The sequence below is a fragment of the Streptomyces sp. NBC_01591 genome, from assembly GCF_035918155.1.
Taxonomy (GTDB): Bacteria; Actinomycetota; Actinomycetes; order Streptomycetales; family Streptomycetaceae; genus Streptomyces.
Window position 1 is genome coordinate 1 of sequence record NZ_CP109327.1, and the last position, 12,678, is coordinate 12,678.

Below are 12,678 nucleotides of genomic sequence, written 5' to 3' on the forward strand. Positions count from 1 at the left end.
GCTCCGCGAACACGACGCGCCGTCGCTACGCGACGGAAGACGACCACGCACTCCGTGTGGTCCGGGACTTCGTCCCGGGGATCCGGGCCACTCCGTGGCCCTTGAGTCCAACTCCGCTGGACTCTGGCCCTGTTCGCTCCGCGATCAGGGCGACGGGCCGTGCTCCGCACGGCCCTGGGCTGGCTGCATGTGCGGGCGTCAGGGCCTGGGTGTGCTCGGCTGCTTGATGGGGCATCTCTTTTCCGCTGACTCGTGGTCGGTTTCGGGAAGAGATCAGTCCGTCTTATGGAAGCAGAAAAACTATGGAATCTTCGAGATGTCTGCGGGCCCCTCTTCGGAGACGTCGCGGGCGGTTCCGGACCGGTCCTCTCGGAGGATCTCGTCCATCAACTTGCCTTGATCTTCGGGTAGTTGACCTGCTTTCTGTTTGGTGCGGGTCTTGCACAGCCACGGGCCGATCATGACGCTTTCGCCGTCGGCCTCGATCCATTCTCTGGCCCCTGGCGGGCGGCCGTGACGCTCTACGAAGGCGCGCAGCAGCAGCGCTGTCTGCTCGAAGGAACGGCGTTTCCTGGTACCGGATGTGACAGTTGTTCTCGGCGTTTTCTTCAGCGGGACTTGATCGGCGGTCAGGCCGAGGCTGGTGAGAAGGTCGCGCTGGCCGGAGTTGAGATCGTGCCAGGTGGTGAACTGACGGTGCAGCCAGCTGCCGGCCTTCACGCCGTCGATCACCGTGTCGCGGCGCAGCGTGGCCGGGTCGTGGCCTGGCTTCGATATGGCGCTTGATCAGGTGGTATTTGCGGTGCCAGTCGGGGCCGTGCGGGAGCGTCCAGTGCGGGTCGAGGGCGGTGAGCTGGGCTTCGCGGCTGGGGGCGAGACGGCCTTTGCGGGCCAGGGACCGCTGATCGACGAGGAACTGACCGCCCGGTTCCTGGGAAGGGATGGCGAGGTGGCCGTGTTCGGTGTGGAAGGCCTCAACGGTGGCCATATGCCCCTGCCAGGCGGCTTCGCTGTCGTCCCAGACCATGCCCAGGTCTTCGAGCTCGGCAATCCAGTCCTCGGCGAGAGAACCCTGGTGATAGGCGGTGCGTTGCCCGGTGATGAACTGGCCGAGCCGGTAGCCGTAGGCATCCTCGTAGTCGGCCGGGACACGCAGGTGACCGTGCTCGGTGTGATAGCGGACGGCGGCCGCGAGTCCCGCGCGGCGGGGTGCGGACAGAACCGCACCAGCAGCGGGCCAGGCCAACAGGTCCATGGCCCGGGCGATATGCCCGGGGTCGAGCGTGAAGTCGAACCGGAACCGGCGTGTGATCAGGGTGTGGGTGTTGGCGTCCAGGCGGCGCTTGGCGTTCTTGCGCGGGGCCCGGGCGGCAATCGACTGGTCATGATGCCGGAGCGCAGCGGTGACCAGCCACAGTGCCTCGTAGGGGGTGGAGAGGAGGTCGGTGGGGTCGGCGTCGGGTGGGGTGTAGGCGGGGATGACCAGGCTCGCCGTCTTGCGCTCGATGGTCGGGGGCTTACGCAGAGCGCGGCCGAGGCCGCCTGGACGATGCGGCGCACGCTCGCCGTACGGTCCGCGAACACGACCGCGTCCACGGCCGGCAGGTCCACTCCCTCGCCCAGGACCTGGGCATTGGTCAGCACGCCGCGGTCGGCATCGGCGAAGCCGGTGAGGATGGCGTGGCGCTGGTCGGGGGTGTGGGTGCCGTTGATCGACTGCACGAGAAGGTCGTCGGCCCATACGGGGCGTTGATTCCCAGGGAGGGCACGCAGCGTATGGGGAAACTGGCGGGCGAAGTCGGCGGCGTCCGCGACCTGCTGGAAGTACACGATCACATGCTTGAGGTGGTGCTCCGTCATGGCCCTGAGGACGGCCAGGTGCAGCGCCGTCGTGCGACGGGCACTCGGCGCGAACCCGGTGTGGGCGTCGCCGGAGTTGGTGAGGACGGTGCGCAGGTCGGTGCTGGTGATCGTGGGCACGAGGAGCTGGTAGTCGGCCAGGACGCCGTCCTCGATCGCGTCCGCGTGGGAGTAGGTGTGCAGGCGCGGGCCGAAGACCTTCGGATCGTCCATCGACGCGATCAGAGAGGGAGCCTCCCAGGCCGGGACGGTGGCCGCGGTCCGCTTCGGCTGGGGCCGTGTATCGGGGGCCTCGGTCAGGCGCGGAGCCTCCCACTCGTACGGGGTTGCGGTCATGTAGAGGCGGCGGTCGGCCAGGACACGCTGGTGGTCGTGGATCATCGTCCACTGCTTGTCCCAGCTCCCCGCCGTGCGGTGCGCCTCGTCCACGACCAGGAGGTCGAAGACAGGGGCAGCGAAGACGCTGTGCTGGGACTCCTCGATCCTGGAGAGGGAATCGAACGTGACGAACACCGTCGCCCGCTCACGCCGTTTCCTGCACTGAGCAAGCCAGTACGCCAGGTACTCCCCCGAACCCGTACTCACCGCCCCCGCACCCGCCAGCACAGGATGCTTACGGGCATCGGAGGAAGAGACCGCCATCAACGGCTCACGGCGCCCCTCCGCGCGGGCCGCGGCCGCCCACTGACCAATCAAATCCAGGCCCGGCACCGCCACCAGGAGATACCAGACATCGAGAGCTTCCGCAGTGCGCAGCGCGGTCAGGGTCTTCCCCGTCCCACACGCCGAGACAATATGCCCACGCGAACCCGGGCGCTTCAGATGCCGGGCTGCGCTGTCCACCGCCTGCTGCTGATCTGGGCGCAGCACACGACGTTCGGGGCGAACCGAGATGGGCGGGCCGTCGTAGTTGGGGTCGGTGGTCATCAAGTGGTTCCTCAAGGACACGGGAGGAGACGTTGAGGCTGGAGCGGCGGTGGTCAGCAGTACGGCCAGTGGATTCCTTGTCCGCGGCCTCTGATCGCACGCCATTCAGGGACGGGGACCCGGCCGGCCGCGGCATAGATCCAGCCCTTTTGGTGGTAGACGCGGTTGAGGAGCGTGTCGAGGACGTGCCAGTCGGCGTGATGCCCGCAGGCACTGCACCGGTTGGGGTTGAAGCTGCGGCCCCGCTGCCAGGCGGGGCGGTCGTGCAGTTGCGCCGCGATGTCTGCCGTGTCGCCGTCCGGTGCCGCCAGGATGCGGCGTGCCATGGCGACGGCCTCGGGGAAGTCCGTGGTGGTGAACTCCTCGCCGCGCGGGCTGTATGACGGCAGCAGCCCGAACACCCACCACAGGGAGAAGGAGCACCGCTCGCACGGCGCCTCGTATGCCAGCACGTCTACCTGCAGCGAACTCACCAGGCCGCACCTCCTTACACGGTGATCCTGGCACATCGTTTCTTGGCGCTGGGCGCGGTCTGGCAGGGGGGCAGGTAACTGGTAGAGAGTCCGTCCGGTAGCGCTCAAGTCCGGCGACAAGGGCGACGGCGGTGTCCGCTGCCTCTCGGCGCTGCGCTGGTTCGCGGGCGGTGTACATGTGGCCGAGGGGCAGAAGAGGGTGTCAGCCGTCGCGTCTTCGTCCACGACAGGCGCCTCCGTCCCGTAAGGGAGGAGGCGCCTTCTCGGATCAGAGGGTGTCGTCCATGGACGCTTTCCCGGTGCTCCAGCAGGTCGGACCAGAGCCAGCCGCTGCCTGAGCCATCAGGCCTGCAGCTCGGCCTCTGGCCGGCCTGCTTCGGACGGTTGCCCTCGTCCCTGCCAGAGGAAAAGGGCACACCAGTCCTGATTTATCTAGTGGCCAGTCTGCCGCCAAGCATGACTAGCCAGTCTTCTTCACCAGTGAGCCGACAAAACTCATGCGGTGAAACGCAGGGTCCTGGTCCTGTAAGGATCCTGCGAACAACCCCGAGCATGAAGGTCTGGGTGACTCCTTGCACGCCTTGAACTGAGACGGGAGCTGACCCAACGTCGACTCGCCCCGGATTCCTGCTGGCCAGTGGCCGGACAGGAGTCAACTCGGGCTTGGATACGCGGTGGACCAATGTAGTTGGGGCCCGCGTGGGTGGCGTTGCGCCTGTCAGAGTAGGGCGTGGAATCGAGTCCTGCGCAGGCGGGAGCGCCAACTCCCGGTGGGGCTCGATCCGGCTGAGCCTGAAGTCCGCGTGGGGTGTCGCCAACGCCTTCGGACCGAAGGCCCAGTGAGCCGACATCAGCAAGTACGGCGGCGGTACGCCGCCGCCGTACGCGAGCTCATGAGGAGCCCACCCGGTGAAGCCCCCGCGTACCGACGAGGCGGCCATGTCGTCCGTCGTACTGTCCGGCCGGACGCAGTCCGCGCCCGCAGTGATCACGCCTTCCCGTTTCGGGATGGCCCAGGCGATCGTGCTGGTCGCCTTTGTGACCGCGGCAGTTGTCCTCTGCCTGGCCGCGCACATGCCCGTGAACACCGTCTACGACGTCCTTCTACTTCTCGGCGGTGCCGGTTCCATCGGTGTCGCTGTTCTCCTCGCCGCAGGTGTCAGTGACCGGCGGCGAAGCGGGAACTTCCTGCGCCGGATCGTCACCGCGGTCCTGAACAACGGGTCGGGGAGCTGAGGCGGCATGGCGCGACCTGAGAACCCGATCGACTACACGGTTCCGGAGGTGGGCATGCTGGCCAAGTACCTCCGGGACCTGCGCAGCCAGTCCGGGATGACCTTCCGTGACCTGGCCGGCATCACCCCCACCTCGTCGGAGTCGGCACTGAAGCGGGCCGTGAAGGGCGGCTCGCGTCCTCCCAAGCAGGTCGTGGTCATCGAGCTCGTCGAGGTCACTGACGGCGATCTCGGCCACGCCCTGAAGCTTCTCGCCGGGGCCGAGAAGGCCGCGGCCGAGGCGAGGCGCGAGGCGAGGCGCTCCACGGTTCTGCCGAAGCCTGGCCTCGCGTGCACCCGGGCCGAACTGGGGCAGGCGATGCGCGATGCGTACAACGCGGCGGCACGACCGACGCTGGACGAAATGGTGGACCGTGCGGGCCTGGCCCTTCCCCGCAGCACGGCCCACCTCATCGTCAAAGCCCGCAACGTGCCCCGGGATGTGCGCACGTACCTGGCGTTCCTGCACGGCATCGGTGTGCAGGAGGCCGAACTGCATCCCTGGATCAAGGCCTGGGTCAGGGTTGTGGGCTGGGGAGCCGGGGTGCTCGAGCAGAAGGTGCTCGGTAGGCCGCACACCCGCTTCGAGTCAGTCTTCGATCAGTGGGTCCGTGGCCTTCTGCGCAGCCCCAGCCTGATGGCACGCCTGCATCCTGGAGCGATCGCCGACAGACCCGACGTTCTGGTGGAGCTCGTCGGCCGCCGCTTCGTCAATGGATTCGAGGAACTGGACATCGCCGCCTGACCTCGATGAGGCTGGGGTGATCGAGGGATCGGTCACCCCAGCACGAGCGGCGGGCGAGGGACACCCGGGAAGATCGAGGCGCTGGTCAGCGGGCATGGTGAGCTAACCCGGACACCGTGGTTCCCCTCTCGTGCCAGTGAGCATCTGATGATCGCCTACGAGGAACCCGAGATCGATCCGCGGTGGACCGAGACGTTCGAGGTCGTCGAGGGCGCTGCACACGGGCGGGTGCTGCGACTGCTCGAACACACCGCGCCGGAAGAGAAGCTGGCCGGCTGGTCACTGCCGGCGATCCACAGGACCGGGCCGGGTGTATGGGATCAGTGTGCTCGTCCGGCGGCTCCGCCGTGGGTGCGTCGGTTCCGATGTTGCCCCGCCGACGGAATGCGGGGCCTGGGCAGGGCGGCTGGGGCATCGTCGCACCGGAGTCCAGGAAGCCATTCCATGCCGAGCGCCTCAACGGATTCGGTCTCTTCACGGCTGAGGCGGGCCGCGCCGGCCAAGTCGCGCAAGTCGGTGATCCACTGACCCAGCGGGAAGCAGGAACTGCCGTGGGTGTCGGTGTAGTCAACGGGGACGCGCAGATGCTGGTAGCGGCGGAAGAAGCGCCGGGCGGCGCGCAGTCCGTGGGCGTGCGTGGCGCTCTGGCTGCCGAGGGGACGGCACAGGGCAAGGGTGAGGGGGCCGCGCTGCAGCGGCAGAGCGGCCAGGAGTGTCTGCTGTGCTTTGGCGAGAGTAGGGAAGGCATCGATCTGCTCGTCTAGCCAGCGAGTGAGGTCGTCCGCGTCGGCGGGGAGCGGGCCCGGGTAGAGAGACAGGTCCGTGTCGGCCTCGCGGGCACGCGTGTACATGCGCTGCCACGCCGCGTGCCAGGCGGGGTTCCACCAGCGGTCGATGTCCTTCAGGGCGCGGGCGTAGGGGGCGGGCAGGGTGCTGTCGGCGGCCAGGCGGCGCTGCTCGGCAAGCCAGGCGCCCAGTGGTCGACCCTGATAGGTCTCATCCGGTTCCGGGAGCAGATGGCCGTGGGCACGGGCGTAGTCCTGGGCAACGGGGAGGAGGTTTTCGGTGCTGTCTTCGGTGTGGGCCCAGGGCATGGTGCAGGTGACCAGGGCGGCGACTCGGGCTGCGGAGAGGTGTCCGGCGGCCTTGAGAGCGCGCTGGTACCCCAGCCAGCAGCCGAGGTGGAACCCGTCATCGGTGATGTGGTTGCTGGGCACGTTCAGATGGCCGTGGGTGTCGAAGAATGCCTGCGCGCAGGCCATCCCGTTCTCCCAGACATCGGGTTCGGGCTCCATGATCCGCAGCATCAGGTGCGGGGCGATCTCCGTTGCGCGTGCCGGGTGAATGGCGAGGGCCGGTGCGGGCGGTAGCAGCCGGGCGCCGTTGATCGGCAGGCGGTGGAAGTAGTGCTCGTCGTACGCCTTGAGCGCGATCATGACCTGGTGCAGGAGGTGGTACGGGGTCCCGAACGTTGCTGCCTCGGGGCGCTGCCCGGGGCCGAAGAGCACCGGGATGACCAGTGTGGAGATCTTGTTCATACCAGGGCCGATGCGCAGAGCGCGGCCGATCGCCTGGACGATGTCGATGGTGGACTGTTTGGGGTCGGCGAAGAGCACGGAGTCGGCCAGCGGGAAGTCGACACCTTCGACACATAGGCGGACGTTGCACAGCACGCTCAGCTCCGCGAGAGTGCTGGCGTGCTGGTCTTGCGGAGGCTGGGCAAACCGGGTCAGGTGCTCTCGCCGCTCTGAACGGCTGTTACGGGAATGGATGCTGGCGACCCATAGGCCGTGGGCGTGGCCGCCGGGGATGGCTGCGGCGGTCTCGGGCAGGGTTTCGGCGAAGGCATCGCTTTGCGCGATGCTGCGGCTGAAGACGACCGTGCGGCGGATGCTGTGTTCCTCGCGCGCTCTGAGCAGGGCCAGCTGGGCCGCCGCTACCCGCATGGCATCGGTCTGGGGCGTGCGGCTGGCCCCCTTGCCGGCGGTCAAGAGGGTGCGCAGGTGCGGGTCGTGGATCTCGGGGGCGGCGATGCGGTAGTCGGCCAGGCGTCCCTCATGGATGGCCTCGGCCAGCGAGTAGCGGTAGGCGACAGGTCCGTAGAGGGAGACGTCGTCCATGGAGGCGATCGGTTCGGTGACGATGTCTCGGTTGACGTCCCAGATGCGGGGCGTGGCGGTGAGGTAGAGGCGGTGGCGGGCGGGGATGGCGTCGTTGTCGTGGATGACGGCCCACGGTTTGCCGCGGGCGCCGGCGGTACGGTGGGCTTCGTCCACGACCGCGATGTCCCAGCGCGGCAGCAGATGGCGCTGGTGAGCTTCGACGAGCTTGGGCAGCGAGGCGTAGGTGGCGAAGGCACTGACGGGACCGTCTGCACCGCGTACGACGGCAGCCAGCCGGGCGGGGTCGCTGGTCATGGTGAGCACGCCGCTCAGGATGGGCTCACTGGTCTGTGTGTCGGAGCACAGGCCCAGGAAGTGGCCCGGCCGGCCGGAGGTGTGCCAGACGCGGGCGGTCTGGTTGAGCAGTTCCAGGGTCGGCATCACGGTCAGGCTGCGGCTGTCGGAGGTGAGCTCGTGGGCGATGTGGACGGCGAGGTGGGTCTTTCCGGTGCCGCACGGCATGATCACCTGCTGGCGTTCGTATCCCATAGCGAAGGCGTTGAGGACGCAGTCGGCCGCGGCGCGCTGGCGTGTCCACAGTTCGCTGGGCAGGCGTTTGGCGGGCTGGTCGTGCAGCACAAGACGGCTCCGGCGCAAGGGCAGGTGACGGGTTTCTAAGGGGCAGGATGCGGACGAGCCCGCGGCGCAGGGCACTCACCCCGGCCTGTCTCACCCGTTGGGGTGAACGCCCCGGGCCCTCTGGGTCCTCACCGTGGTAGGGAGCGGAGTGCGGTGGAGATCCGGTTCATTGCGGGCGTGGCGTCCTGGGCAGGACAGCCGGTGCGGGAGGCGCGATGTACGGCGGGCGGCAAGCATCGTGATTGGACGGTTGCCGGGCCGCCTGGGCAAAGGGGTTGGGGAATACGGTGTGGAGCAGAAGTCTGCCGCGGCGGCCGGTCCGCTTCGTGGCCAACGAGTCGAACTGTTCGTTCTTGTGGCGGGTGGCCGGGGCACAGGGGGTGGAGGTCGGCTTCCTGCTCGCCGAACTCGGCGACGGGCCGCCGGGCCAGGAGGCCCTTCAGCCATATCTGGCCGAGGTGTTCCTCAGCGGTGCGGCGGCAGACCGGCTCGCGGAGATGCTCGGGGTGCCGTCCGCGCGGCTTCGGTGGGCCCTGCCGCATCTGCGCGAGGCACATCTTCTGCCGGGTGGGCAGGCGCGGTGGGAGTGGCCGTGGCAGCCGCTGGCGCACTATCTCGTGCCGGCTTGCGGACTGTGTACGGCGGCACGGGGCGCCGGCCTTGGTGGGGTGTGGCTCGTCTGGCCGGAGCGGTGGCGGATCTGCGAGCGGCACGGCCGGTTCACGCACGTGCGTCAGAGGAATGGGGCGGGAGTGGATCTGGCGCCGCTGCCGGAGTCGGTCGACGCCCACCGTCGGCGGGGCCGGCTTGAGCGGCGGTTCGGGCCGGCCGGAGGGTTCCTGGTCTCGGACGCCTTCGCCCTTACTGGGTGGTGGTGGCGCCGCGCCCCTCTCACCCGGCGGTGGACCGGGCGGGCCGGGCGGGCGGGACTGCAGCCCGAAGTCGTCGAGACGGCATGGCTGTTGGTGTATCCGGAGGTGCTGCAGGTAGCCCGGGCGCTGCTGCGCTACGAGCAGCAACGCGCCGCTCTGCCCGGCGGGCCCTGGGCTGCGGCCGAGTCCCGTCTGGTGGCCGAGCTGTCCCAGCTGGCGGATGCGCTCGAACTGCCGCCGGGCAGGTGGCAGGTCCCGGTGGCGGAGTGGCTCGCCCGGCATCAGCGGTGCGCGCCGGCCACCAGGGATGACGAGTGCGGCGGGCGCCGCCGTGGCCGGAGGCCGGTCACAGCGCTGATCCACCGCGACGACGAGCACCGGGCGCCGCTGGAGAACCTCTGCTGCCTGCCCTGGGACTGGAGTGACTCGTTCACCGTCGTATGAGCTCCCGCCCACAGCGGCACGCCCCGTCTGGTTTCGCACACGTATCTGCCCTGTTCCCTCGATCGTGGGGTGGAGCCGGGTGCGGCTGCGCATGCCCCATCCGTACGTGGATGCTGGAGCAGGGGCACGCACGGTGCGGCCCACGACAACAGCCAAGGGGGCGGCGGACATGCCAGGGGCCCCGGTCAGCGCATGCGACATCACCGTCTGCTACCTCGACCGGTTCGGACGACAGCGCGAGTGCCCGGTGTCAGAGGCCGGCGAGGTGCCGTTCGAGGAACTGGCACCGCTGGAGCGGCCCGTGCCCTACCCGGGACGGCAGTCGTTCGTCACCAACGCGTGGGCCTCGGCCACCGACCAGTTGCTGGCCTGCGGCTCGCTGCGGCAGCAGCGCTGCGGCATGGTCCTGGACCGCGACTTGGCGGTCGGGCTGCGCAGCGCGGGGCCGATGGAGCTGCGCTGGAGCCAGCAGGGGCGCCGCCACCGCCTGCGGCCAGCGTTCGTCGCCTTACGGGCGGGCTGGCGCGAGGTGATCTGCGTGCAGCCGGAGCAGTTCACCGACCGGTGGCAATCCGAGCAGGCGGTGCTGGCGGTGGCTGCGGCAGCAGCAGGCTGGCAGATCCGGGTGATGGAACCTCCCACCGGGGTGGAACTGGACAACCTCCAGCTTCTCTACGCCGCCCGCAGCCCACGATGGCTCACGGCAGGGCAGGACCAGTTGCTGGCACAGCAGTTCACCTCGCCTCGAACCATCCGCTCTGGGCTACGAGCCGCCGCCCTGCCCCCGTACGCGGGGGTGGACCTTGCCTATCACCTGATCTGGGCGCAGCGGCTGCATACCGACATGGGTGTCCCGCTCACCCCGTCGTCGACGGCATGGGCCCGCTCAGGGGAGGCCGTGTGACCTCGGCTTCGCGGCACACCGCAGGTGCGGGGGCGCTCGCCGCTGCTGACACCCTGGCTGTGGGGGACACTATCCGCTTCCGCGGCGTGGCCTGGGTCGTGACCGCCTTCCACGGACCGCGTCTCTTCCTCGACGCCGCAGAGTCGGCAGAGCCTGTGGAGCCGCTGATCATCCTGCAGACGGCCGTGACCTCGGCCTCCGACTTCGCCGTGCTGAACCGGGCGGCGCCGCGCAGTTCGCTGCCCGGCCGCCTCGGCGAGTTCCGTGCGCTGCCGAAGGATGTACGCAAGGCCGCCCTCGCGTGGGAGCGGCATGTCAAGGAAGTACTGCACCAGCAGGCCCCGAACGTTCCCGCCACCACCGAGCCCCGACCGGCCTTCGACCCGCAGCGGCGCACCCTGCGTTAGCGCTACCAGGCCAAGGCCGGCCAGTTGTCGCAGGCAGGAACACCGGTGTCCGCGGCCACTGTCGAACGGAAGTGCGCGGCCTGGCGCAAAGAAGGCCTGATGGGCCTGGTCGACAAACGCAGCCTGCGCAGTACGGCCCCGCACGGGCGCGTCGATGCGCGGGTGGTCGACCTCGTGTGGGAGATCCTGGACGACGAACGCGACAAGGGCCTGTCTCCGGGAACCCTGTCCCGGCTGATCGACCGGGTGCAGCAGACGGTCCGGACCCGCTACGCGCAGCTGCTGGCCGATCCGAAGACCGCCCGGGGCCTGGTGATCAGTCCGGCGACGTTCTACCGGCTACTGGAGCGCCTCGGGATCACCGCGCAGAACGCGCACGACGCGGCGGCCCGCCACGCGGCCGGACCTGCCACATCCGCAGAGCGGCCGGTCGCCCGGCGGGCGACCTGGGCCCGCTGGCCCGGGGAACTGGTGCAGATCGACACCACCGGACTGGACGTCCTCGTCCTCGGCGACGACGGACGGGGCATCTCTGTGGAGCTCACCATCGCCATCGACGTGGCCACCCGCAGCATCGTGGGCTCTCTGCTCGTGCCCAAGCGCACCGGCCGCACAGGCGGGACGGGACGGTGGACCGCCGGGCGGGCCACCCGCTCGTTCGACACCATGCAGGTCGTCGCCCAGACCACGGCCCCGCTACCCGCGCGCCCGGGCTGGGCACCGGAAACCTTCATGGAAGGATCCGACCTCCCCTTCGAGGACCTCCTGGCGGCCGACCCCCGCTTCGCCGGCGCCGCCGCCAGGCCCGTCATCAAACCCGAAACACTCGTCATCGACCACGGCTCGCCGTTCATCTCCGCGGACTTCACCCGCGCCTGCCACTGCATGGGCATCGAAGTACGCGAGGCACGGCTGCGCACCGCCGTCGACAAGGCCATCGTGGAGCGCGCCATGCTGGCGGTGAAAACCGGCTTCAGCCAGTACCTGGCCTCCTACACCCATCACCGTCTGGACCTGCGTGGCAAACGCGTCCGCAAGCAGCCTCTGTGGACAATCCCCCAGCTCCAGGAACTGTTCGAGCAGTGGGTGGTTCTCCGCTGGCAGCAGACCCCTCACGCAGCACTTCGTAGTCCGTTCACTCCTGGGCTGTGCCTGACTCCCAACCAGATGTACGCAGCCCTGGTGTCCCTGCGCGGCTACCGGTCCACCACGCTGACCGCGCAGGAGAACCGCAAGCTGCTGCCGACGGTGTGGGTCCGGGTCAGCCGCAAGGGCTTCCAGATCAACAACCGCACCTACAACCTCGACCGGGGAAAGCTGGACCTCTTCCGTGGGCCCTCCGGCATCGCAGCGCAGCAGGGGCGCTGGGAGGTCCACTACTCCCCCGACCACCCGGAAGTCGCCTGGCTGTTCAACCACCGGGCCGAGCCGGGCACCGACCCGTGGGTCGAGGTGCCCTTCATCCACCGCCGACTGCTCAAGGACCGGTGGACCGAGGAAACCTGGGACCAGGCCCTGCGTATCCACCTCGCCGCCGGCGGCAGCCGCCGTGACGAGGCCGCCGTCACCCGGGCCACCGCTCAGCTGCTGCGCACCGCGGCCGCCGGGCCCTCGCCTACCGCGGCCAGGCCGGGTCCCCGCGCGGCTGCCGCGGTGCCCCGCCCCGCGCGGCCGACGCCCACCACCAAGCCCTACGCCGACGGCCTGCCGCCCCTGGACCCGGACTCCGTCCGCCCCTTCCGCTCCCTCGACCGTCCCTCCGGAGAGCTGTTCGACACGCCCGAGCCCGTCCGTGGCGCGGGCCTGAGCCTGGACGACTTCCTGGCCTCCCTGCCCGGCCTCCACCCGCCCGGCCCCACCGATCCCGGGCCCGTGGGCGACAACAACTGCAGGCCCACCCCAGACACCACCCAAGGTGACAGCAGCACCGGCCCTCCCCCACCGGGCAACGGGCGACAGGGAGATGACCGGTGAAACCCCCCGTACGTGACGCTCAAAGTGTCCCGCCGCCCGCGTCGGCGCCGGCCCTGT

Annotated in this window: 10 protein-coding genes and 1 pseudogene; 6 read left to right on the plus strand and 5 right to left on the minus strand. The window is 69.4% G+C overall.

All coding sequences use genetic code 11. From position 1 onward, the window contains the following. Nucleotides 1-300 precede the first annotated feature (300 nt). The 4 genes and pseudogenes from OG978_RS00005 to OG978_RS00020 form a co-directional block, all read right to left on the minus strand. Nucleotides 301-732 carry a helicase associated domain-containing protein gene (locus tag OG978_RS00005; protein ID WP_326770307.1) on the minus strand — a complete coding sequence of 144 codons (432 nt, stop codon included), beginning with the start codon at nt 730-732 and terminating at the stop codon, nt 301-303. 166 nt (nt 733-898) lie between these two features. Next, nucleotides 899-1,255 (minus strand): annotated as a pseudogene (locus OG978_RS00010) (helicase associated domain-containing protein); the annotation flags it as partial. 56 nt (nt 1,256-1,311) lie between these two features. Further along, a complete protein-coding gene (locus tag OG978_RS00015) occupies nt 1,312-2,787 on the minus strand; it encodes a DEAD/DEAH box helicase family protein (RefSeq protein ID WP_326763231.1) in 1,476 nt (491 codons plus the stop codon). 53 nt (nt 2,788-2,840) lie between these two features. Beyond that, nucleotides 2,841-3,260 carry a hypothetical protein gene (locus OG978_RS00020; protein ID WP_326763232.1) on the minus strand — a complete coding sequence of 140 codons (420 nt, stop codon included), beginning with the start codon at nt 3,258-3,260 and terminating at the stop codon, nt 2,841-2,843. A 909-nt stretch (nt 3,261-4,169) separates the two neighbouring features. Here OG978_RS00020 and OG978_RS00025 point away from each other — a divergent pair. Then, entirely contained in the window at nt 4,170-4,496 is a 327-nt protein-coding gene (locus OG978_RS00025) for a hypothetical protein (protein ID WP_326763233.1), read from the plus strand. A 6-nt stretch (nt 4,497-4,502) separates the two neighbouring features. Further along, nucleotides 4,503-5,279, plus strand: coding sequence for a hypothetical protein (locus OG978_RS00030; RefSeq protein WP_326763234.1), 777 nt, complete (start codon nt 4,503-4,505; stop codon nt 5,277-5,279). 320 nt (nt 5,280-5,599) lie between these two features. Here OG978_RS00030 and OG978_RS00035 read toward each other — a convergent pair whose 3' ends face one another. Continuing rightward, the gene (locus OG978_RS00035; protein ID WP_326763235.1) at nt 5,600-8,020 is read right to left on the minus strand and encodes a DEAD/DEAH box helicase; all 2,421 of its coding nucleotides are present in this window, start codon (nt 8,018-8,020) and stop codon (nt 5,600-5,602) included. A 326-nt stretch (nt 8,021-8,346) separates the two neighbouring features. Between OG978_RS00035 and OG978_RS00040 the strand changes: the two genes are divergently transcribed. The 4 genes from OG978_RS00040 to OG978_RS00055 all read left to right on the plus strand — a co-directional run bounded on the left by OG978_RS00040 (nt 8,347) and on the right by OG978_RS00055 (nt 12,621). Further along, the gene (locus OG978_RS00040; RefSeq protein ID WP_326763236.1) at nt 8,347-9,336 is read left to right on the plus strand and encodes a hypothetical protein; all 990 of its coding nucleotides are present in this window, start codon (nt 8,347-8,349) and stop codon (nt 9,334-9,336) included. Nucleotides 9,337-9,505: 169 nt separating this feature from the next. Continuing rightward, on the plus strand, nt 9,506-10,240 hold the full coding sequence (locus OG978_RS00045) for a hypothetical protein (protein WP_326763237.1): 735 nt from the start codon (nt 9,506-9,508) through the stop codon (nt 10,238-10,240). After that, nucleotides 10,237-10,647: a hypothetical protein gene (locus OG978_RS00050; RefSeq protein ID WP_326763238.1), complete on the plus strand. Its 411-nt coding sequence runs from the start codon at nt 10,237-10,239 to the stop codon at nt 10,645-10,647. Before OG978_RS00045 ends, OG978_RS00050 begins: the two co-directional genes overlap by 4 nt. Nucleotides 10,648-10,692: 45 nt before the next feature. Then, nucleotides 10,693-12,621: an integrase gene (locus tag OG978_RS00055; RefSeq protein ID WP_326763239.1), complete on the plus strand. Its 1,929-nt coding sequence runs from the start codon at nt 10,693-10,695 to the stop codon at nt 12,619-12,621. Nucleotides 12,622-12,678 lie beyond the last annotated feature (57 nt).